Annotated in this window: 18 protein-coding genes and 2 pseudogenes; 13 read left to right on the top strand and 7 right to left on the bottom strand. The window is 35.9% G+C overall.

Features of this window, described 5'->3' with window-relative positions:
• The first annotated feature begins 22 nt into the window (after positions 1 to 22).
• From IPI65_23090 to IPI65_23060, 7 genes are all read left to right on the top strand, one after another.
• The gene (locus IPI65_23090) at positions 23 to 1,441 is read left to right on the top strand and encodes a T9SS type A sorting domain-containing protein (protein MBK7444318.1); all 1,419 of its coding nucleotides are present in this window, start codon (positions 23 to 25) and stop codon (positions 1,439 to 1,441) included.
• A complete protein-coding gene (locus IPI65_23085) occupies positions 1,438 to 2,592 on the top strand; it encodes a hypothetical protein (protein MBK7444317.1) in 1,155 nt (384 codons plus the stop codon). The genes IPI65_23090 and IPI65_23085 overlap by 4 nt, the downstream gene beginning before the upstream one ends.
• Before the next feature lie 490 nt (positions 2,593 to 3,082).
• A complete protein-coding gene (locus IPI65_23080) occupies positions 3,083 to 3,235 on the top strand; it encodes a hypothetical protein (GenBank protein ID MBK7444316.1) in 153 nt (50 codons plus the stop codon).
• 140 nt (positions 3,236 to 3,375) lie between these two features.
• Complete coding sequence (locus tag IPI65_23075) at positions 3,376 to 5,661, top strand: alpha-glucosidase C-terminal domain-containing protein (protein ID MBK7444315.1); 2,286 nt, start codon at positions 3,376 to 3,378, stop codon at positions 5,659 to 5,661.
• 14 nt (positions 5,662 to 5,675) lie between these two features.
• Complete coding sequence (locus tag IPI65_23070; protein ID MBK7444314.1) at positions 5,676 to 6,992, top strand: alpha-glucosidase C-terminal domain-containing protein; 1,317 nt, start codon at positions 5,676 to 5,678, stop codon at positions 6,990 to 6,992.
• Between the two features lie 82 nt (positions 6,993 to 7,074).
• Complete coding sequence (locus IPI65_23065) at positions 7,075 to 8,532, top strand: glycosyltransferase family 39 protein (protein MBK7444313.1); 1,458 nt, start codon at positions 7,075 to 7,077, stop codon at positions 8,530 to 8,532.
• Between the two features lie 116 nt (positions 8,533 to 8,648).
• Entirely contained in the window at positions 8,649 to 10,385 is a 1,737-nt protein-coding gene (locus tag IPI65_23060) for a family 16 glycosylhydrolase (protein ID MBK7444312.1), read from the top strand.
• 30 nt (positions 10,386 to 10,415) lie between these two features.
• On the opposite strand, the gene guaB is transcribed toward IPI65_23060, so the two are convergent.
• The 3 genes from guaB to IPI65_23045 all read right to left on the bottom strand — a co-directional run bounded on the left by guaB (position 10,416) and on the right by IPI65_23045 (position 14,305).
• Complete coding sequence (gene guaB, locus IPI65_23055) at positions 10,416 to 11,885, bottom strand: IMP dehydrogenase (GenBank protein ID MBK7444311.1); 1,470 nt, start codon at positions 11,883 to 11,885, stop codon at positions 10,416 to 10,418.
• A 603-nt stretch (positions 11,886 to 12,488) separates the two neighbouring features.
• A complete protein-coding gene (locus tag IPI65_23050; GenBank protein ID MBK7444310.1) occupies positions 12,489 to 13,493 on the bottom strand; it encodes an NADP-dependent oxidoreductase in 1,005 nt (334 codons plus the stop codon).
• 11 nt (positions 13,494 to 13,504) lie between these two features.
• A complete protein-coding gene (locus IPI65_23045; GenBank protein ID MBK7444309.1) occupies positions 13,505 to 14,305 on the bottom strand; it encodes an SDR family NAD(P)-dependent oxidoreductase in 801 nt (266 codons plus the stop codon).
• A 111-nt stretch (positions 14,306 to 14,416) separates the two neighbouring features.
• Between IPI65_23045 and IPI65_23040 the strand changes: the two genes are divergently transcribed.
• Positions 14,417 to 14,827: a helix-turn-helix transcriptional regulator gene (locus IPI65_23040; protein ID MBK7444308.1), complete on the top strand. Its 411-nt coding sequence runs from the start codon at positions 14,417 to 14,419 to the stop codon at positions 14,825 to 14,827.
• Between the two features lie 142 nt (positions 14,828 to 14,969).
• On the opposite strand, the gene IPI65_23035 is transcribed toward IPI65_23040, so the two are convergent.
• The gene (locus IPI65_23035) at positions 14,970 to 16,382 is read right to left on the bottom strand and encodes an IS1182 family transposase (GenBank protein MBK7444307.1); all 1,413 of its coding nucleotides are present in this window, start codon (positions 16,380 to 16,382) and stop codon (positions 14,970 to 14,972) included.
• Between the two features lie 528 nt (positions 16,383 to 16,910).
• Here IPI65_23035 and IPI65_23030 point away from each other — a divergent pair.
• The 3 genes from IPI65_23030 to IPI65_23020 are packed head-to-tail and all read left to right on the top strand — an operon-like array spanning position 16,911 to position 18,044.
• On the top strand, positions 16,911 to 17,255 hold the full coding sequence (locus IPI65_23030; GenBank protein MBK7444306.1) for a winged helix-turn-helix transcriptional regulator: 345 nt from the start codon (positions 16,911 to 16,913) through the stop codon (positions 17,253 to 17,255).
• On the top strand, positions 17,252 to 17,719 hold the full coding sequence (locus IPI65_23025) for an SRPBCC domain-containing protein (protein ID MBK7444305.1): 468 nt from the start codon (positions 17,252 to 17,254) through the stop codon (positions 17,717 to 17,719). Before IPI65_23030 ends, IPI65_23025 begins: the two co-directional genes overlap by 4 nt.
• 4 nt (positions 17,720 to 17,723) lie before the next feature.
• Positions 17,724 to 18,044 (top strand): DUF1761 domain-containing protein, encoded by a 321-nt coding sequence (locus tag IPI65_23020; protein ID MBK7444304.1) that lies wholly within the window; start codon positions 17,724 to 17,726, stop codon positions 18,042 to 18,044.
• 256 nt (positions 18,045 to 18,300) lie between these two features.
• On the opposite strand, the gene IPI65_23015 is transcribed toward IPI65_23020, so the two are convergent.
• The 3 genes from IPI65_23015 to IPI65_23005 form a co-directional block, all read right to left on the bottom strand.
• The gene (locus IPI65_23015; GenBank protein ID MBK7444303.1) at positions 18,301 to 18,537 is read right to left on the bottom strand and encodes a hypothetical protein; all 237 of its coding nucleotides are present in this window, start codon (positions 18,535 to 18,537) and stop codon (positions 18,301 to 18,303) included.
• A gap of 5 nt (positions 18,538 to 18,542) precedes the next feature.
• The gene (locus IPI65_23010) at positions 18,543 to 19,079 is read right to left on the bottom strand and encodes a hypothetical protein (GenBank protein MBK7444302.1); all 537 of its coding nucleotides are present in this window, start codon (positions 19,077 to 19,079) and stop codon (positions 18,543 to 18,545) included.
• Positions 19,080 to 19,294: 215 nt separating this feature from the next.
• Positions 19,295 to 19,903 (bottom strand): transposase, encoded by a 609-nt coding sequence (locus IPI65_23005; GenBank protein ID MBK7444301.1) that lies wholly within the window; start codon positions 19,901 to 19,903, stop codon positions 19,295 to 19,297.
• A 758-nt stretch (positions 19,904 to 20,661) separates the two neighbouring features.
• On the opposite strand from IPI65_23005, the pseudogene IPI65_23000 reads away from it, so the two are divergent.
• Positions 20,662 to 21,547 (top strand): annotated as a pseudogene (locus IPI65_23000) (branched-chain amino acid transaminase).
• Positions 21,547 to 23,217, top strand: a pseudogene (gene ilvD / locus IPI65_22995) (dihydroxy-acid dehydratase). Before IPI65_23000 ends, ilvD begins: the two co-directional pseudogenes overlap by 1 nt.
• Positions 23,218 to 23,220: the final 3 nt, after the last annotated feature.

The raw sequence follows: 23,220 nt of genomic DNA, 5'->3' as shown, positions 1-23,220 counted from the left end.
AAGTAGACAAAAATACGTGAATATGGTATACGCTAAAGGAAATATGGTAAGGAAAACAAGGATGATGCGTGTTTTTTGGATGTTTTTGATGATATTTTTTCAATTGAACAACAAACTTATTGCACAAACTACAATAAGGGTAGTTTCTGTGCCACAATATTTTATGCCGGTATTGGATTCTGTATTTATTGCAGGTACTTTTAATGCATGGAATCCTGGTGATGCGGCATACCAATTACAAAAAGATTTTGATGGCAGTTATTTTATTGCGTTAGATGGTGCTGACGGCGAAAGTTTTGAATTTAAATTCACCAGAGGCGATTGGGCAAGAGGCGAAACAATGGCAGATGGCAGTTTTTTACCAAACAGAACCGGTGTTTTTGCAGATGGCAGTGAATTAACTTTTACTGTTGCCAATTGGGAAGATCAAACCGGAACACATACCATAAATGGTAATGTAATTCAACTCGATTATAATTTTGAAATACCGGAATTAAATCGAAGTAGAAGAATATGGATTTATTTACCGCCCGATTATTTTACATCAACAAATTATTATCCTGTTGTTTATATGCAAGATGGTCAGAATGTGTTTGATTATGCAAGCAGTTTTGCAGGAGAGTGGGATGTAGATGGCAGTATGCAAAATATTATTTCGAACGGACATACATCAGCAATAGTTGTTGCTATTGCAAATGGTGAAATAGATAGAATTGATGAATACAGTGCGTGGAATAATCCGACTTATGGTGGAGGGGATGGCGACAAGTATGCACAATTTCTTGTAAATACATTAAAGCCGTATATCGATGCAAATTACCGAACACTAAGCGATAGAATGTTTACTGCAATTGGTGGTAGTAGTTTGGGCGGATTAATTGCCTATTACACCGCATTGGAATTTGATACCGTATTTTCAAAAGCATTAATTTTTTCGCCTAGTTTTTGGTTTGATGATTCAGTAAATATTTTCACTGAAAATTATGAAAAAACACTCCCATTAAAATTATATTTTACTGCTGGTGCAACAGAAGATGTAGATATGGTTCCGGATATAAATACTGTTACCGCAACATTACTTGATGCCGGATTTACATCTGATGAAATACTCACCGTAATAAGAGCTGATGGCGCACACAGTGAATGGTTTTGGAAGCGTGAATATGACGATGGTTTTTTATGGTTGTTTGAAGATGTAGTTCCGTTAACAGTATCAGCAACAACCAATACTTTGCAATATTTATATAATGCACAACAACAAATAATTTATTTACAAAACATAATAAATGCTGAATATCAAATTACTGATTTGCAGGGAAAACCGGTTTTGGAGGGTAACACTTCACAAACAATTGATTGTTCAGGGCTTGATCGAGGTGTCTATATTTGTGCTGTGCATACTAACAATATATTTACTGCGTTTAAGTTTGTTGTAATATGAAATGTATTTTAAAAATCTTATTGCTGTTTGCTTTTTGTTTTTTGTTAGTCGACAAAACAAGATCTCAAATTACTATTGTAGTTGCAAATGCATCTACATTTCCCGATTCGATAACAGATAAAATGTTTGTCGCAGGAAATTTTAACAACTGGAATCCTGGTAATGCAGACTATCGTTTAAAGTGGAAAGAAAATAAATTAACCGTTACCATTCCAATTGATGCAAATACAAGCTCTGTTGAATTTAAATTTACCTGTGGCACCTGGGAAAAAGAGGAAGTAAATGCAGATGGTTCGAAAAAAGAAAACAGGTCGTATTTTTATAAACCGGGTATTGTATTAAATGAAACGATAGCGAGCTTTTCGCATGTAATTCCACCCAAAATAATTGCGCCAAATAAAAATGTTATCAAATTTAATGTTTATTCACCACAGCTAAAACGCGACAAACAAATTCGAGTTTTACTGCCCTGTGATTATGATAATACAAATAACAGTTATCCGGTATTATATATGCTCGACGGGCAAAATTTATTTGATGCAAGTGAATCAAATAATGGAGAATGGGGTGTAGATGAAGCAATGGATTCATTATGTAATCTTGGTTTAAAAAATGCCATTATTGTTGGTGTTGATAATGCGGGTGATTTGCGTTTGGAAGAATATTCTCCATTTCCGATTAAAGACTACATACTTAACGGTAAAGGTGACGATTTTGCGGCTTTTGTAGTAAATACCCTAAAACCGGCTATCGATAGTATTTACCGAACCTTGCCGGGCCGCGAATATACAGGTGTTGCCGGAAGCAGCATGGGTGCTGTTGAAGGTTTGTATATGATAATAAAGTATGATTCAATATTTTCTATGGCCGGATTATTTTCACCTGCATTCTGGACCAATAAAGAGAATTTTCTTTACGCAGAAAAATCTACTGTGACTTATCCTATTAAATTATATTTTTTAGCAGGCGCCATGGAAGGTGGTGATTTCGTAATGGTAACCGATATGCAAAAAATGATGCAATTGTTACTCAACCAAAAAAATCCAAACATAAAAATGCGTTCCACCATCCAAAGCAACGGCACCCACTCCGAATCCTTTTGGCGCAACGAATTTTTTGATATGTTTAACTGGTTGTATTTGGAGGAGTAGAATTCATTAATAAAGTTGTATCATCCCATTTTTCTTTAATATCAAATTCGGATTATAAATATCATTTATTTAATTTACCACGAAGGCACAAAGGCCTCAAAGTTGCACAAAGATTGTAATGTGTAATTTATATTTTAATAAATTTGCACTCATACAAAAACACCTTTAAAATACTTCGTGAATCTTTGAGGCCGTTGCGTCTTAGCGTTTCAGCTCATAAATTAAATAATTATTCCTGCTGTGTTGAAAAAGAAATATTTCAACACTTAATCATCACCCAACTTATTTATTTTTCAATGGATAAGCGGCTTTTACATAATTAAATTGAATAGCTAAGCGGTTAACACCTCAAATACTACAAAGAATAAAATTTTGTTTTTAAAAAAATTTTTGACCTAATATGGTTTAATATTTTCTCTCGGCGTCTTAAATTTTTTTAACGCTTAAATTTAATTGTTGGAAAATTAAATTATCACCACGGAAGATTCGGATGCAGCTACAGCCGCCGGTTTTGGGGGAATACCAGGCACAAATACTTACTCAACTCAAATTAACAGGTAAAAATTTAGGATACCTTATTAACTTTAATGTTCCGTTGATAAAAGATGGAATACACAGGTATATATATAATCATAAACAATGACTAATAATAAGATATTCAATAATCACACTTCCGGAATTGTTTTAGGTAAGTTGAAAAGACGAACTAACATTTTCCTTTTACTATTTTGTTTTATAACTTTTAACATTCATTCTGTCAATGCTCAAAATGAAATTTTTGGATTGGCAGAACCGGTACAACTCGAATTAGATACCACCACAATTCAATTACAGGATTATTTTGTTCAGGTAAATGCAATTAAAACAATTGTAGCTGACCCGGCATTTAAATTTAATTTGAGTGCAGATAAAAAAACTTTGCAACTCATTCCAGTAAATAAAATTCCGGTATTAAGTCTGCTCACCATCGAAACCGATTCCGGAAGATATGATATATTATTACGCAAATCAAAAAAAGAAAAAGTAACCTTCGCATTTGACCCCAAAGGCAAAACATATCAAAAAGTTTCCATTGTCGGCGACCTCACAGGATGGAACCCGGATGTTATTTATATGGAGCTTAAAAAGGGTGTCTGGACAACAGATCTTATTTTATCTCCGGGAAGATATCAATATCAGATAGTAGCTGATGGAGCCTGGTTTCTGGACCCGAATAATCCTCAAAAAATAGATAATGGCATTGGCGGATTTAATTCACTGATAGTGGCCGGCGAGCCGGGAGGAAAATCTGCCCCATTATATACAAAAAGTAGTTACAACACGAAAGTAGAATTTGGTATTGGAGCAGATAATTTATTTGATGAATTATTTGTATTTTGGAATAACAAAATAATATTTGTCACTGCCGGATATAATGAAGAATTAAAAAAAGAAGAATTATATACGATTGTCCCTGATGAAGGAATTGAAATAAAACGCTCCTATATTCGTGCCTATGCCGTTGTAAACGGAAAAGAAACTAACGATTTATTAATTCCATTGGAATATGGTAATGTAGTTACCGATCCGAAGTTGCTAGAAAAAGATGACTTCCAACGCACAATTATGTATTTTATGATGGTAGACCGATTTAAAAACGGTGATACCAAAAACGATGCGCCTGTGCAGGATGAAAGATTGCTGCCACAGGCAAATTATTATGGAGGCGATTTAGCTGGCATACAACAGAAAATTGATGACGGCTATTTTAAAAATTTGGGCATTAATTCACTTTGGATTTCACCCGTTTTTCAAAATCCGTATGGCGCCTATCAGGAATTTCCGGAGCCACATCGCTGGTTTAGCGGATATCATGGTTATTGGCCAATTTCATTAAGTCAGGTAGATACCAGATTTGGTTCAAATCAGCAATTTAAAGGGCTGGTAACAGATGTACATAAAAATGATATGAGTGTGTACCTGGATTATGTTGCAAATCATATTCATGCCGAACATCCTGTCTGGAAATCGCATCCGGAATGGTTTTCACAACTTGACTTACCCGACGGAAGAAAAAACCTGCGTTTATGGGATGAATATCGTTTAACAACATGGTTCGAACCGTATATGCCAAGTTTTGATCACAGTAAACCGGAAGTTGCGGAGGCCTGTGCCGACAGTGCAATGTTTTGGTTAAATGAATTTAATTTAGATGGTTTCCGACATGATGCAACAAAACATATTGAAACAGAATTTTGGAGATTATTGACTTATAAAATAAAAACTGAAATTGAAATTCCACAAAACAGAAATATTTATCAGATTGGAGAAACATTTGGTTCACGCGAATTAATTGGTTCGTATTTAGGAACAGGTTTATTAAATGCACAATTTGATTTTGCTTTATATTTTGACGCAAGAAGTGTTTTTGCAAACAATGATGTAGGCTTTGATCGGTTAAATGCCAGTTTAAATGAAACATTTAATGCATTTGGTTGTCATCACGTAATGGGTAACATAACAGGCAATCACGACATGGCGCGATTTATTTCTTATGCCAGCGGCGATTTAAAATGGGATGAAAACGACAAGGAAGCCGGATGGAACCGCAAGATAGAAGTTACCGATACAATAGGATATGCTAAATTGAAAATGTTGCATGCGTTTAACATGACAATTCCCGGAATTCCGATAATATATTATGGTGATGAAATTGGAATGCCCGGAGCAAACGACCCGGATAATCGCAGAATGATGGAATTTGATAACCTGAACAAGTATCAACTCGATGTAAAAAACACCGTAACCACACTTACCCATTTGCGCAGCAGCCATATGGCATTGTTATACGGCGATTTTCAAGTGTTGCAGGTGAGCCCTACGTTATACATTTACAAACGCACATATTTTGATGATGTGGTTTATGTATTATTCAACAAAAGTGCAGGTGCCGTTGTTATGCCCTTAACAAATATTGAAACCGACAAACCTTATCATACAAATTTTGGCAGCGCTACAAAAATGAATACCACAACGTTGCAGGTTACCGTACAACCATATTCATTTGAAATAATTACTTTTGGAAATTAAATCAGCTCATTTTTATGAAAAAAATTATCGTCCTAACATTAACAATCATACAGCTTCAGTTCATTTTTGCGCAGGCACCTGAATGGAGTAAAGACAAAACCATTTACGAAGTAAATATCCGTCAATACACGCCGGAAGGCACATTTGATGCATTTGCTACACATTTGCCGAGACTCGAAAAAATGGGTGTTGGTATTTTATGGATGATGCCGATACAACCTATTGGCGAATTAAACCGAAAAGGTAGTTTAGGCAGTTATTATTCTATTGCTGATTACACGGCAACCAATCCTGAATTTGGGTCGCTGAAAGATTTTAAAAAATTAGTTGATGAAGCACATAAACGCGATATGCATGTTATTCTCGACTGGGTTGCCAATCACACGAGCTGGGATCATGTGTGGATGAAAAAACATCCTGATTTTTATACGACAGATAAATCCGGTAAAGTAATTCCTCCCGTGGCCGACTGGAGTGATGTTGCAGATTTAAATTATGATAACAAAGCCATGCGCGCGGCCATGATTGAAGACATGAAATATTGGATAACCGAAGCTGATGTTGATGGTTTTAGATGTGATGTTGCAATGATGGTTCCTGATGATTTCTGGAAAGAAGCATTAACCGAATTAAGGAAAATAAAACCGGACATTTTCCTTTTAGCCGAAGCAGAAGGCCCGCAATTACATACTGATGGATTTAATATGACCTATGCCTGGAATAAGCATCATGTCATGAATGAAATTGCAAAAGGCACAATGACAGCCGATACCATGGATGTGGCAATTCAGAAAGATTTGAAAAACTATACAGCAGATAGTTACTTCATGAACTTTACCAGCAATCATGATGAAAACAGCTGGAACGGAACTGAATTCGAAAGAATGGGAAATGGGGCTCAAACCTTTGCTGTTATGGCTGCTACAATGCCGGGCATGTTATTAATGTATTCAGGTCAGGAAGTTGCATTGGATCGCCGATTAAAATTTTTCGATAAAGATTCAATAACCTGGGTCGACAATAAAAATTACACGCAGTTTTATACAACACTTATTCAATTAAAAGAAGATAACCCTGCTTTATGGAATGGCTCCTATGGTGGTGCATATACAAGAGTTGCTACACAACACGATAAAATTTATTGTTACACCCGCACGCTTGGAGATAATAAAGTAATGGTTATACTAAATTTATCTTCCGACGCACACGATGCCGTATTTTCAACCGATGGCGGAAAATATAAAAACTACTTCACCGGAAAAAAACAAAAAATAAAAACGGGTAAAAAAGTTACTATTCCGGCCTGGGGGTATTTGGTGTTGGTGCAATAAAATTAATTTAAATATCGTGAATGATTTATCATAAATGACGGCACATGTAACCGGATTAATAATTTTTATAACAACATTGGCGATGTATGGAATCGCAATGTATTGTTTTACAAAATCTAAAATAAAACCTGCTTTATTACTCGTAATAATAGCAGGTTTTATTTTAAGGGTATATGTGTCTTCAGATAATTATTTACACCCCTGGGACGAGCGTTATCATGCACTTGTGGCAAAAAACATGATTTCCCATCCGTTGACACCAACACTATACGAAGATCCTGTATTGCCTTACGATTACAAAGAATGGTACAGCAACCATTATTGGGTTCATAAACAACCAATGCCACTATGGTTTATAAGTGCAAGTTTGCAAGTGTTTGGAATAAATGAATTTGCAGTCCGAATACCCGGCATTTTATTAACAACACTTGGTATATTATTAGTTTATTATATCGGTAATTTCTTTTTTAACAAACGTGTGGCATTCATTAGCGCATTGCTGTATTCAATGAATGGTTTAATAATTGAATTAACAGGGGGCAGAGTTGCAACCGATAATTATGACATATTCTTTTTGTTTTTTATACAGCTGGCGGTATTTTTTTGTATTAAATTTATTAACACAGAAAAAAAGGCTTATAACATTTTAGTCGGAGTTGCAATTGGGTTTGCTATTTTAACCAAGTGGTTACCGGCATTAATAGTACTGCCAATTTGGTTTATTCTTGTTTACGATAGTGGCAAATTTTCAAAAAAACAAATTTTTATACAATTGGCATTGCTGGTATTCGTCTTAGTTGTTGTAGCACTACCCTGGCAAATTTATAGCGCCAAGGCCTTTCCACTTGAAACAGCATGGGAGCAATATTATAATAATTTGCATTTAACTGAAGCACTTGAAGGTCGAGCGGAGGCCAGATGGTTTTTTTTAGAAAGGCTAAGAATAAGTTATGGCGATTTAATTTATTTACCGCTAATATGGTTTACCATACAAACCCTAAAAGGTAAGTTTTTGAATAAGCAATATGCATTATTAATTTGGGTATTTATACCTATAATCTTTTTTACAATTGCCGAAACCAAAATGCAGGGTTACATTTTATTTACTGCTCCGGCTCTATTTATTATTACAGGATTGTTTTATGATAAAATAAATGAATTAAAATTTAGTGGAATTAAAAGAGTTTTTGCAATCATTATTTTGGCCTTGCTAATTTTACTTCCCTTTAGATATTGTGTAGAACGAACCAAAATGTTAAACCCAAACACAACTTCTACCGAATGGGTAGAAGATTTAAAAAAACTGGGCGAAACCAATCATGGTAAAGCAATTCTGTTTAACTATCCCCGTCCAATTGAGGCCATGTTTTATACCGATTTTATTGTTTATAATACAATACCGGATATTGAATCATTAAAGGAAATTCAAAAACTAGGATATAAAATTTACTTTGCTGGAAGCAATAACCTACCTGAAACCATACGTGAAAACCCTGATTATCAGATAATTGAGATGAATGATATCCCTGAATTAAAATAATAATACTTTACGTTTAAAATCTCCATCTGTTGGAAAGGTTTTTGTCAAATTATATCTTTTCATTATAATTTTATATTTTTATTATTAATAGGCATCATTAAATAAATGGCGCGCTTATGAAAACAACAATTTTTTTATTTTTACTGGCATTAAGCACATGTTTAAAGTCCCAACACCTTTGTGATGTTTGGTATTCAAGTTATAAGCAAGTCGGTTATAATTCTCCGCCATCACCAATTTATAAACCGGGATGGCAATTAATCTTTAATGATGAATTTAATGACAATGAAGTTAATCCTGAATATTGGAATAAAAGCACCAATACTGATGATGCATATCACAATTGCCTTCATGGCATAGTTTTTAATCCTAATAACGTAACTGAAGCAGACGGTTCTTTAAAATTGACACTAAGTAGTGATGATTATGCAGGTTGCGCACATTCTGGTGCTGAAATCAAAACATTTTCAACAGACGACGATAGCTTTAAGGAGTTTAAATTTTACCCTGATTCTTATATTGAAATTAGAGTCAAAAACTTACCTTTTTCCAAAGGCGCAGGCTCTGCTTTTTGGTTATTTGTTGCAGGTGGTGGAGATGCCGAATATAGAGAAATTGATATTTGGGAAACCTATAGCGGCCACAAAAATGTTTTAAAATCCAATTATCACTGGGACTATGGAACGCCTGAAATTGCAGCTGGAGAATCTCAAAAGATTCACCTATATAAACAATTGTTTATTGAACCTTACAATTTGGACTATCAATGGGTGAATATTGGTTGCGAATGGCATCAAAATATTATTAAGTTTTATTTAAATAACAGTTTAATTAGAACAATTGAGGTTTCAGGCTTAAATAGTGAAGATATGCCATTTGATCCGGTTGACAAACCTATGCATATTCGATTAAGTATGCAATCGCCATTAACATGCGATATTAATGAGGATTATGTAGATGATTCGGCATTACCCAAAAATATGTATGTTGATTATATTCGGGTATATAAACAATCGGGTACTGAAGCGGTTCCATTTATTCAAACACCTTCTGAGTTTTGTATTAATTCAACAGGTGAAAATATTTCATGCGCATATTATCCGGATGTTAATTATACTTGGACATCCACAGCATTTGATTTTGGGCCTAATGATGATAATCTGCCTTCTGCAAGATGGATTACATTAAAACCGTTTGTTACCCCCAATAATTATTATGATATAACGGTTGCTGCTAATTTTGAAAATGGATACGTTGAGACACATACTTACTCAATTTACATCGCAGGTAATCCAATATTACCAACAGGTGTTATATCAACTGTTCAAAGTGCGCCTTCCTCATGTTATTTTTTTGCCAGAATTCCACAAACAACAAGATCGGAATCTATTTATTGGAGTGAAAACGCTGGCTTAACGTGGACAACAGGTGATACATATTTGTCAGATGGTATTTATTATAGCAAGTATGGAGATTTTTTAAAAAATCACACCTTCGGCGTAAAGTTGAAAACTATAAATGCTTGCGGGAGTTCAATAATATCATCAACAAAATATTTTACGACACCCAATGTTATTACGTGCTGGCTTAAAACAGATAGCACTAGTGAAAATTTAAATTTGCACGATCCGTATTTATCAAATAATATTTTAATTTATAATAACGAAGTTGAACTATATTACGGCAAAATATTTATTGATGTACTTGATTTAACCGGTAGAGTTCTGTCGCATGAATTATTAAGCAACAACTATTCTATAAATTTGAATCACCTTGCTGCTGGTTTATACATATCAATAGCAACGAACGAATATGGTCAAATTTTAAATACTTATAAATTTTATAAAAATTAATAAGCGTAGGACAAAATAATTATTTCAATCCTACCTACTATAATTCGGCGCTTCCTTCGTAATCACAACATCATGTGGATGCGATTCGCGGATACCACTTGCTGTTATTTTTACAAATTGAGCGTTATGTAATGATGCAACATCTTTCGCGCCCGCATATCCCATTCCGGCTCTTAAACCACCAATGTATTGAACCATCACTTCCTCTAATGTGCCTTTAAACGGCACGCGACCAACAATACCTTCAGGAACCAGTTTTTTAATATCATCTTCCACATCCTGAAAATACCTGTCTTTTGAACCCATTTCCATGGCTTCCACACTGCCCATTCCGCGATATGATTTAAATTTTCGGCCTTCGTAAATTATGGTTTCACCCGGACTTTCTTCCGTTCCCGCTAATAAACTACCGGCCATAATGGTATCGGCACCGGCAACAATTGCTTTCACTATATCACCTGTATATCGAATTCCACCATCGCCAATTACAGGAACTCCTGTGCCTTTTAATGCATTGGCCGCATCGTTAATTGCGCTGATTTGTGCAACACCAACACCCGCAACAACGCGCGTGGTGCAAATACTTCCGGGACCAACTCCAACCTTAACACCGTCAACACCGGCATCAGCAAGCGCTTTTGCACCGGCTCCTGTAGCAACGTTGCCCGCAACCACCTCCAAATCCGGAAATTTCGATTTTACGGTTTTCACCATATCAATCACCCCTTTCGAGTGACCATGAGCAGTATCAATAATAACCAGGTCGGTGCCCACAGCTCTTAATGCCTCAATGCGCTGAATAGTATCATGTGTAACACCAACTGCAGCGCCAACCAGCAAGCGACCATATTTATCTTTACATGCGCGTGGGTGACTCGCCAGTTTCAATATGTCTTTATACGTAATTAATCCCTTCAAAATGCCATCTCCATCAACAACCGGCAGCTTTTCGATACGATAGTTTTTGAGGATATTTTCAGCCTGCTGCAGCGTAGTGCCTTCAGGCGCTGTAATCAAATTTGTGGTCGTCATCACCTCAGCAATCGGGCGTTGCATATTCGTTTCAAAACGCAAATCGCGATTGGTTAAAATCCCAACCAGCTTCTTATTTTCATCAATCACCGGAATGCCTCCAATTTTGAACTCTTTCATCATAGCAAGCGCATCACGAATTATCGCATTTTGTGACAGGGTAACAGGGTCGATAATCAGTCCGCTATCACTCCTTTTCACCCGTCTTACCTGGTCTGCTTGCTTCTCAATGCTCATGTTTTTGTGAATGATTCCAATACCACCCTCTCTGGCCATGGCAACTGCCATCTTATACTCAGTCACAGTATCCATTGCAGCGGAAATAATAGGCACATTAATACGCAAATTGCGTGTGAGCCGCGTCGATATGTCAACTTCGCGTGGTAATACTTCAGAATAAGCTGGAACTACAAGGAGATCATCGAAGGTGAGACTTTCACCTAAAAACTTGGTTGAGAGATTTTCCATGTGCAAAGATAGAACGGGAAATGGAATTTGCAAAAAGCGCTTTTTTGGGCGTTGGCCGGGCTATCCGTTCCAAGTCCTCGTCATTCGTGCCTCATTCCTGCGGGCTTTCCACTGCTATCCCTAACGCGATTCTGAGCATGAAATGTGATTTTTCTTCTAATTGAAAATATGAAAAATAAATATGAATCTTGGCTCGTCCGCCGCAGTGCAGCTCCGAATTCGAAAATGTTGAATGTAGGGGCGGATGCAATTCGCCCCTACACATTCAACATTTTCTTACGTTATAGGTCGATTAAAAATTAACCATCCGAGCGCGATGAACGAAAGAATTAAAATGTAGGGGCGAATTGTATCCGCCCATCCATGAATATCCGGAATATCATTAAAATCGTTAGCACCTTGCTCAACAAATTAAAAAGCAACTCAACGCAACCAAAAAAAAGGCTTAGCGCAACTTGCAAATTGAAGTATATCCAAAAATGCGCAAGTTTTGGTATTGATAAGCAATGCGTTAGAAGTTTTTAGTTAATTGATGGAAGTTGGTTATATTCGTAAATATATTGTTATCGGCTATTTTACCGAAACCCTACACAGACAGACAAACTACTTGAGTTTGATAACGACTTTCCCTTTTGACCGACCTGTTTCTACGTAGGACAAAGCATCATTAGTTTGTTCAAACGGAAAGACTTTATCTATCACAGGTTTTATAACACCAGCCTCAATAAGTTTTGTAATTTGACTTAGTTGTTTGCCTTCTGCTCTCATAAACAGAAAAGTAAATTTTGCATTTAATTTTTTTGCTTTCTTTTTTATACCTAAACTTAAAAGCTTTGTCACAAATTTCAAATGCCAAGCTAAACCAATTTGTTCTGCAAATTCAGGTGTTGGTGGACCCGTTAGCGAAATAACTTGACCACCTGATTTCAGAATTCGTAATGACTTTTCCAAAACTTTTGTATCCTTATTGCTATGCAAAACCAAATCATAATCTTTCAATATAGTTTCAAAGTCTTGTGTCTTGTAATCAATTACAATATCTGCACCTAAACTTTTTACCAAATCAAAATTGCGTGAACTTGTTGTAGTAGCAACAGTTGCTCCTAAATGTTTTGCTAATTGAATGGCAAATGTACCAACACCACCAGAACCAGCTTGAACGAAAACTTTTTGCCCTTTTTGAACATTTGCAATTTCTACCAATGCTTGCCAAGAAGTTAATCCAACTAATGGAATTGAGCTTGCTTCTTCCATTGTGAGATTTTTGGGTTTTAATGCAACTTCATTTTCATCAATGGAAATATATTGAGCATACGTTCCTAGTTTGTGATTTCCTGAACTAGAGTATACTTCATCGCCCACTTTGAACTTACTAACTTTTGAACCCACTTTTGTCACAACACCTGCCACATCACGACCTAATTGAAAAGGTGGTTTCATTGGTAAGAAAAGTTTAAAATCACCATTTCGTATAAGTAAATCAATTACATTGACACCTGCAGAATTTACTTCAACTAATACATCATTTGAGTTTATTGCAGGTTCTGCAATTTCAGTTAGATGCAATTTTTCTTTTTTGCCGTAGCTTTTTGCTATGAATGCTTTCATTTTATTTATTTTTAAGCGTTGTTTAATTGTTTAAGTACTGTTTTTTCTAAAAAGCCATAGGCAAAATGTTGTAACGTGATTAAAACGGATAACCCTTTACCTACCAAATTTCTAAATTTAGGTTTATCTGTTTCAACTACTTTCAGCACTTTTGATGCAACCATTACAGGATTTTCACCTTGTTCAACTATTAAATCAGCATATTTTTCGCTTTTAGCCCTTAGTCTATTGTAATCTTCTATTCGATTTAATGTTGTGGATGAATTTTCCATAATATTTGTCTTGAAAGAGCCAGGTTCAATCATTGCCACACGAATATTAAATTCAGCTAATTCATAGCGCAATGCTTTAAAGTATCCTTCCAAGGCGTGTTTGGAGGAGGCATAGTAAGATGTATTCGGAAATGCAACAAGCCCAGTAATTGAACCAACTGTTATTATTTTACCAAATTTTTGCTTTCTAAAAGAGGGCAAAATTGCATTTGTAACTTTGATAGTTCCCCAAAAATTAGTTTCAAATTGTTTTCTACCTAATTCTATAGGAATTTCTTCTGCTATACCTGTAACTAAGAAGCCTGCATTGTTGATTAGAACATCCAACTTATCGATTTCTTTAAAAAGTCTATCAGGCAAAGTGGTTATTGAGTTGTCTGAATCTAGGTCTAATGAAATCATTTTGAAAGGGACTGTTGACTTTATTTTTTCAGGATTTCGACTTGTACCGATTACATTGAAACCCTTTGTGTGAAGCTCGTTTGCGATAAGTAATCCAAAGCCCGAACTTGCACCTGTAACTAAAATATTCTTGCTCATTTTTATTTGTTTTAAATTTAAAATTGTATTTTTGCTTGCAAATTGCAAGTGCAAATATACAAACAACTTTCAAAATGCAAGTTATTTTTAAAAATATTTTAGAATTATTTTATGGAAACAGGTAAAAAAAGGTCAGACTGTCCTTTGAGTCAATCGCTTGACGTATTTGGCGACAAGTGGTCGTTACTCATTATTAGAGACCTAATGTTCGGTAATAAGTGTACCTATAACGACTTTTTAAAATCAGCTGAAGGAATTGCAACAAATATTTTAGCAACAAGACTGAAAGGACTTGAAGAAAATGGTATAATTGAAAAATCTGCACACCCCGACAGTAAAGCAAAAATTTTATACAAACTGACAACAAAAGGAATTGACTTATTACCTATCATTATGGAAGTTTACATTTGGTCTGACAAATATTTACCTATGCCAGCAGACATCAAAGCCACAATTAAAGAAGCCAAAAAGGACAAAGACAAATTTATAAAACAGGTAACGAAAGAACTCAAAGCAAAATAACGAGAAAAAAACAGCCGATAACAGCGGTTACTGTTGCACAACTTCTTAATTCTAGCATTTTTTGATTAAATTCTTTCTAACCTATTGATTCTAGGGCATTTTAACGAACTTTGATTATTTCAATCCTATTAATTTGCAAAATTTATATGCCGCTAACAGGCTTTAAATAGATGTAAAAACCACGATTTAAATAATTTGGTAGTTGTTCCCCTAATACTAATTTGTAATTTTTATTTACAACCGGATTTAAACGAATAAACTTTAAATATTTTTTCAGATTGTAACATAGGGATGCCATTAACACATGCTTATTTGCTTTATTTATGCCTCGCGTGTTCACTCTACGCATACCCATAAAATTGAGTAATGTTCCTAGCACAGGTTCTACTGTTTTGCTCCTTATACGCACCATCGTTTTTGCATACTCGGTTTGCATACGTTCATGCATCCGGTCGTAATATGGTTTATCGACTGTGTCATCAAGTTTTTTAAACTTTGTTTTTTCTCCGGCACAACTTTTTCTTAGCGGACAATTTTTGCAATCCGTTTCACTACTGCGATACGTTTTTTTATCATAACCTTTGCTGTCGGTTCTTATTCCTTTAAATGGTAATATCGCTTTATTTCCACGTTGACATTCATATTGATCCTGTTCCTTATTGTAAATAAATCCTTCTCTAGTGTTTCGGTATTGTCCAAAATTCGGAATGTATGCCGTAATATTATTTTGTTCCACATGAGCAAGAGCCGGGCCACTGCTATAAGCGGAGTCTGCACCTATTTCTGCTATGGTAATATCATTTTGTGCTAAATTATTTATTGCTTGATCTAATATTGCTGGTAAACATTGGCTGTCGCGTTTATCTGCAAAATTGGCCATGGCGCCGGTTATAACATGGTGTGCATCATCCACTGCCAACTGTCCAAAATAGTTAAGCTGACGTGCCTTTCCGGGCTTTACCGATATACGTGCATCAGGGTCTGTTGGACTGTAATGGGTATGATTAGATAAAAACTTCGAGCGGATGATATTACCGTGTTCATCGCGATTATCAATTTTATTTGTTTGTCCGGTCGTGTTTATATTACCCGGTTGGTCTTTATATTCCTTTTCTTTCCAGGCATGATGTTTATCTACCCATTTTTTTGTTGATGCTTTTACCTTTTGATTTTTATTATCCGATTTTTCGTCAGTTTCATTTTTTTGTTTGTAATCAAATTCAGTCTCTAATGATTCAATGTAATCTGCTGCATCATCAACAATTTCTTTTTCTAACAATGAATCTAAACTTGCATTTGCTTTTATAAATGCAGAATCAATTGCTTGGCGCTTACCCCTAACCATGCCTTGCTGCACACAAAGTGACAATACTTTTTGAAATAATTGTAAAAATATGTCCTCTCCATACAATTGCCGTGTTCTGCTTAAAGTGCTATGCCATGGCAACTGTTCATCGATATCGTAACCAATAAAATACAAAATATCCAATCGCATGGAGGCAGTTGTAATTATTCTTCTGTCACTGGAAAGGTTTTCAAAATAACCGACCATCATTAATTTAAAAATACAACTGGATCTATACTTTGCTGTCCTTCATCGCCATAAAAAGAGGCTGTTGCTTGATATAAAAAATTTTAAATCTAATGCATTATCCAACTGCCGATAAAATTATCTTCCGAACTCGGTCGTTTAATTGAAAATGGACAAATAATTTTTCGGAGTAGCGTTTTTTTCCTTGCATAAGCTAAGTTAAACAGCCTTTTTGACGCCTAAAAATCCATTTTAAACATGAAAATGTGTACATTTGGGTGGTTGTGCAACGAGCACAGCGGTTTTGCAAAAGTGGGGCTTCAGTGCAAATTTGAACATTAGGAATTCTATTTAACCTTTGTACTAATTTGAGCATTTGTACTTCGATTTCCCCACCTTCGCAAAGCCGCAAAACGTTAGCGGTCATTGCAGTGCGACACCCAAACAGACAATTTCACCAGGACATTTTTACGCAGACAAAAAATAATTGACAAAATATTTGCGTAATCAAATACTTACATATACTTTTGCGTAAGCGAACACTTACATAATATGGCGACTGATTTAAGACGAGACATTTTTCAAGCAATTGCCGACCCTAACAGGCGACAAATCATAGACCTTCTTTCCAAAGAACCTATGACACTAAATGCTATTGCCGAAAAATTTCAAATAAGCCGACCGGCAGTTTCACAACATATAAAACATTTGACGGAATGTGGTGTGGTGGAAATAGAACAAAAAGGTAGAGAACGCTATTGCACTATTCAACCGCAAAGTTTGATACCAGCATTTATGTGGTTGGAGCAATATCAAAAACAATGGGAACAACGAATTGACAACTTTGAACAATACATTAATAAATTACAAACAAAAAATAAAAAAACAAAAAAATGAGTATTACAGACAACGCAAAAAATCGCACCTTGACGATTAAAAAAACTTTCGATGCACCAGTAAAATTAGTTTGGGACGCTTGGACAGAAGCTGACCAAATCATACAATGGTGGGCACCTCAAGGAATGAAAATAAATGTAGTCGAACATAATTTTAAAGTTGGTGGAAAATGGAAGTTTTCCATGCCAATGCCAAACGGTGGCGACTTTGTTTCAGAAGGAACTTATTTAGAAATTGTAGAACACCAAAAAATTGTAACAAGTGCTGACTTTAAACCAATGACTGAAAATGTGGAACTGCACGTTACATTTTCAGCAGATGGCGACAAAACAAATTTTGAATTTAGTGTAATTCACGAAACTGAAGACTATGCAAAAGCACAAGAAAAAATGGGCTTTTACAATGGCTGGGGTTCTGCATTAAACAGAATGGAAGAAGTAATAAACAAGCAACTTAACAAATAAAACTATGCCTTTAAAAATTAATATAATAGCCATATTGGTTGCTGTGCTTGTCTGTTTTGTAATACAAATGATTTGGTACATTGCAATTTTTTCAAAACCTTGGATGAAAGAAATGGGTTACGACCCAAATATGCGACCAGACAAAAAATCAATGATGAAAGGAATGTTACTTACATTCATAGGGACATTTCTATTTGCTTGGGTTCTTGCATTTTATTTAGCAGGTTGGAAGTTTATACCAGGAGCAACAGAAATGACACCATTTGTAACAGGAATAAATTCTGCAATTTCAGTTTGGGTTGGTTTTTTGTTCCAGTTCACTTGAGCTGAATAGTTTGGGAAAACATTCGTGGAAGTTATTTTTTATAAATAGTGGTTATCATTTGGTTGCGACAATGGTGGTTTCATTAGTACTTTTCATATTGGACATAGGCAGACAGAAAAAGCAACGAACCGCTAACACGGGTTACTGTTGCACAACTTCTTAATTCTAGCATTTTTTGATTAAATTCTTTCTAACCTATTGATTCTAGGGCATTTTAACGAACTTTGATTATTTCAATCCTATTAATTTGCAAAATTTATATGCCGCTAACAGGCTTTAAATAGATGTAAAAACCACGATTTAAATAATTTGGTAGTTGTTCCCCTAATACTAATTTGTAATTTTTATTTACAACCGGATTTAAACGAATAAACTTTAAATATTTTTTCAGATTGTAACATAGGGATGCCATTAACACATGCTTATTTGCTTTATTTATGCCTCGCGTGTTCACTCTACGCATACCCATAAAATTGAGTAATGTTCCTAGCACAGGTTCTACTGTTTTTTGCTCCTTATACGCACCATCGTTTTTGCATACTCGGTTTGCATACGTTCATGCATCCGGTCGTAATATGGTTTATCGACTGTGTCATCAAGTTTTTTAAACTTTGTTTTTTCTCCGGCACAACTTTTTCTTAGCGGACAATTTTTGCAATCCGTTTCACTACTGCGATACGTTTTTTTATCATAACCTTTGCTGTCGGTTCTTATTCCTTTAAATGGTAATATCGCTTTATTTCCACGTTGACATTCATATTGATCCTGTTCCTTATTGTAAATAAATCCTTCTCTAGTGTTTCGGTATTGTCCAAAATTCGGAATGTATGCCGTAATATTATTTTGTTCCACATGAGCAAGAGCCGGGCCACTGCTATAAGCGGAGTCTGCACCTATTTCTGCTATGGTAATATCATTTTGTGCTAAATTATTTATTGCTTGATCTAATATTGCTGGTAAACATTGGCTGTCGCGTTTATCTGCAAAATTGGCCATGGCGCCGGTTATAACATGGTGTGCATCATCCACTGCCAACTGTCCAAAATAGTTAAGCTGACGTGCCTTTCCGGGCTTTACCGATATACGTGCATCAGGGTCTGTTGGACTGTAATGGGTATGATTAGATAAAAACTTCGAGCGGATGATATTACCGTGTTCATCGCGATTATCAATTTTATTTGTTTGTCCGGGTCGTGTTTATATTACCCGTTGGTCTTTATATTCCTTTTCTTTCCAGGCATGATGTTTATCTACCCATTTTTTGTTGATGCTTTTACCTTTTGATTTTTATTATCCGATTTTTCGTCAGTTTCATTTTTTTGTTTGTAATCAAATTCAGTCTCTAATGATTCAATGTAATCTGCTGCATCATCAACAATTTCTTTTTCTAACAATGAATCTAAACTTGCATTTGCTTTTATAAATGCAGAATCAATTGCTTGGCGCTTACCCCTAACCATGCCTTGCTGCACACAAAGTGACAATACTTTTTGAAATAATTGTAAAAATATGTCCTCTCCATACAATTGCCGTGTTCTGCTTAAAGTGCTATGCCATGGCAACTGTTCATCGATATCGTAACCAATAAAATACAAAATATCCAATCGCATGGAGGCAGTTGTAATTATTCTTCTGTCACTGGAAAGGTTTTCAAAATAACCGACCATCATTAATTTAAAAAATACAACTGGATCTATACTTTGCTGTCCTTCATCGCCATAAAAAGAGGCTGTTGCTTGATATAAAAATTTTAAATCTAATGCATTATCCAACTGCCGATAAAAATTATCTTCCGGAACTCGGTCGCTTAATTGAAAATGGACAAATAATTTTTCGGAGTAGCGTTTTTTTCCTTGCATAAGCTAAGTTAAACAGCCTTTTTGACGCCTAAAAATCCATTTTAAACATGAAAATGTGTACATTTGGGTGGTTGTGCAACGAGCACACGGGTTTTGCGTCAGGCGGGGTGACGTGCAAACTTGGAGCTTTGTGCTTCTATTTAAGTTCAGTGCTGGTTGACAGTTTTGTACTCCGATAACCCGCCCGAACGCAAAGCCCGAAAACGTTAGGTGCAACCCTAAAAGAAGACACAACCGACAACAAACCGACAGACAAAATGCCAACGCTTCGCAAAATTAAAAGAGGTGTTTCCCCAACCATAAGCCTACACAAAACAGCACATTTTATTTTGCCCAACCTCACCCACACCTATATCTGACTTCAGAATTTTAACGACTTTCAAAAAAGGTATAAAAAATTTGCAAATCAAAAAAAAACACTTAAATTTGCACCTGAAAACAGAAAAAAATGTACAATTCAATTATTATTTCTTCTATTATTATTGCGGATGTGATTTCACATATTGGGGAGGAATAATTTTGATATAATCTAAAAGATATATTTGAAAGCCTCCCGAGAAATCAGGAGGCTTTTTTTATTGACATTAAACTAAAAAGAACAAAATGAAATCATATAACAACACTATTATTATCAGCATTATTATTAGCTCGCCACCGTGAGAGATGCTGCTTTATGCCAAATTGTAAGCCTTTCTCATTTCGGGAAAGGCTTTTTTTATTCCCAAAAATCAATTATCAACTCAATAAAAAATATAAATATGTATTCAAACAGCGAAACAGTCCTTTTTTTGGACGGAAAATTTGTAAGGCTAACGAATCTACAACCGATTTATGCAGTCAAACGCTTCATTATGGCTACGGTGCATTTGAAGGTATTCGTTCTTATGAAACCAAAATGGAACTAAAGTATTTAAAGCCGAAGAACATTATGAACGCTTGAAAAAATCCTGCGAATTGGTAAAAATCCCTTTCGATTACACTGTTCAAGAATTAGTCCTAGCTACTTACGAGTTACTGGAAAAAAACAATTTAAAAAATGCTTACATCCGACCATTGGTGTATTGTGGACAAAATATGAGTTTGTCAAAACCTACCAGCGTTTCGGTGATGATTGCCGCTTGGGACTGGGGAGCGTATTTGGGAGAAAAATTACTACGATTAACGGTTTCCTCCTATTGCCGTCCACATCCAAAATCCATCCACATTGAAGCGAAAGTCTGCGGTCATTATGTCAATTCGATTTTGGCAACCAACGAAGCAAAAGACAATGGATTCGACGAAGCCTTTCTTTTGGATAGCGATGGATTTTTAGCCGAAGGTCCGGGTGCGAATTTGTTCTTTGAAAAAGACGGAAAATTATTCACGCCTCAATTAGGAAACATCCTTCCGGGCATCACCAGAGCCACTGTTTTGGAGTTAGCCGAGCAATTAGGTCTGGAACTGCATCAAGGAAAATTTACCAGAAAAGATCTTTTTCAAGCTGATAGTGCCTTTTACTGCGGAACGGCTGCCGAGGTAGTGGGTATATTATCGGTGGACACTTATCAATTTCCAAAAAAATGGAATGATTCCTTAGGTAAAAAACTTCAAGATGCTTATTCACTTTTGGGTAGAGAACCTTTAAAACAGCTCAATTTAAACTAATGAAAACACTCAACAAATACAGTAGAACCATCACACAAGATGAAACCCAACCTGCAGCACAAGCCATGCTTTATGGAATAGGTTTAACCGAAGACGATTTGCAAAAAGCACAAGTGGGAATTGTGAGTATGGGCTACGAAGGAAATCCCTGCAACATGCACCTCAACGATTTGGCTAAAGAAGTAAAAGCTGGTGTGCAACAAGAGGATTTAGTAGGATTGATATTTAACACCATTGGTGTGAGTGACGGTATATCAAACGGAACTGACGGTATGCGTTTTTCTTTGGTTTCCAGAGATGTGATTGCCGATTCCATAGAAACGGTGGTGAGTGCCCAATGGTACGATGCAGTATTGGCGGTAGTAGGTTGCGATAAAAATATGCCTGGTTCTATCATCGCCATGGGAAGATTAAATCGTCCTGCAATCATGGTTTATGGCGGAACGATCCATTCCGGAAAATGGAAAGGAGAATCGCTCAATATCGTTTCAGCTTTGAAGCTTTAGGTAAAATTCAGCAACACCATTTCCGATGAAGATTACAAAGGTATAATCAAAAACGCTTGTCCTGGCGCGGGTGCTTGTGGCGGTATGCAACAGCAAATACGATGGCTTCGGCTATTGAAGCTTTGGGAATGAGTTTACCTTACAGTTCATCCAATCCTGCGTTGAGCAGCAATAAAAAAATGGAATGTTTTGATACAGGAAAAGCCATCAAAGTGTTGTTGAAAAGATATTAAACCCAAAGACATCATGACCCGAAAAGCCTTTGAAAATGCCATGACCATGGTAACGGTTCTGGGCGGCTCTACCAATGCCGTAATGCACCTGATAGCTATGGCACATTCGGTGGATTTGGAATTGACTTTGGATGATTTCCAAAAGGTAAGTAACCGTGTTCCAGTGTTAGCAGATTTAAAACCGAGTGGAAAATACCTCATGGAAGATTTGCACGAAGCAGGTGGTGTTCCAGCAGTAATGAAATATTTATTGAAACACAACTTATTACATAGAGATTGTTTAACTGTTACAGGAAAAACAATTGTTGAAAATTTGGAAACTGTGGAAGATTTAACCGAAGGTCAGGAAGTATTTCTTCCATTGGAAAATCCAGTGAAAGCAAATGGACATCTGCAAATGCTCTACGGAAATTTAGCTACCGAGGGAAGTGTAGCTAAAATAAGTGGCAAAGAGGGCGATTATTTTGAAGGAACAGCCAAAGTATTTGACGATGAATATGCAGTGATTGATGGTGTGAGAAACGGAGAAGTAAAACCCGGTAATGTAGTAGTAATCCGTTATTGTGGACCAAAAGGCGGACCGGGAATGCCCGAAATGCTAAAACCTACTTCCGCCATTATGGGTGCAGGATTGGGAAATTCAGTGGCTTTAATTACCGACGGTAGATTTTCGGGTGGAACGCATGGTTTTGTGGTAGGACACATCACTCCGGAAGCTTTTGTAGGTGGAACAATTGCCTTGGTAAATGATGGAGATTTAATTGCGATTGACACAAAAAATAATACGATCAATTTAAAAGTATCTGAACAGCAATTGGAAAAACGAAAAGCAGAATGGAAACAACCTCCATTGAAAGCAAGTAAAGGGGTTTTGTACAAATATGCACAATGCGTTTCGAGTGCTTCATTGGGGTGTGTAACCGATAAATAATTA

Source organism: Bacteroidota bacterium, from assembly GCA_016706255.1.
In the GTDB taxonomy this organism is placed as follows: domain Bacteria; phylum Bacteroidota; class Bacteroidia; order Chitinophagales; family BACL12; genus UBA7236.
The sequence above is the reverse complement of the archived record's forward strand: the minus strand, read 5'-3'. Positions and strand labels throughout refer to the sequence as shown.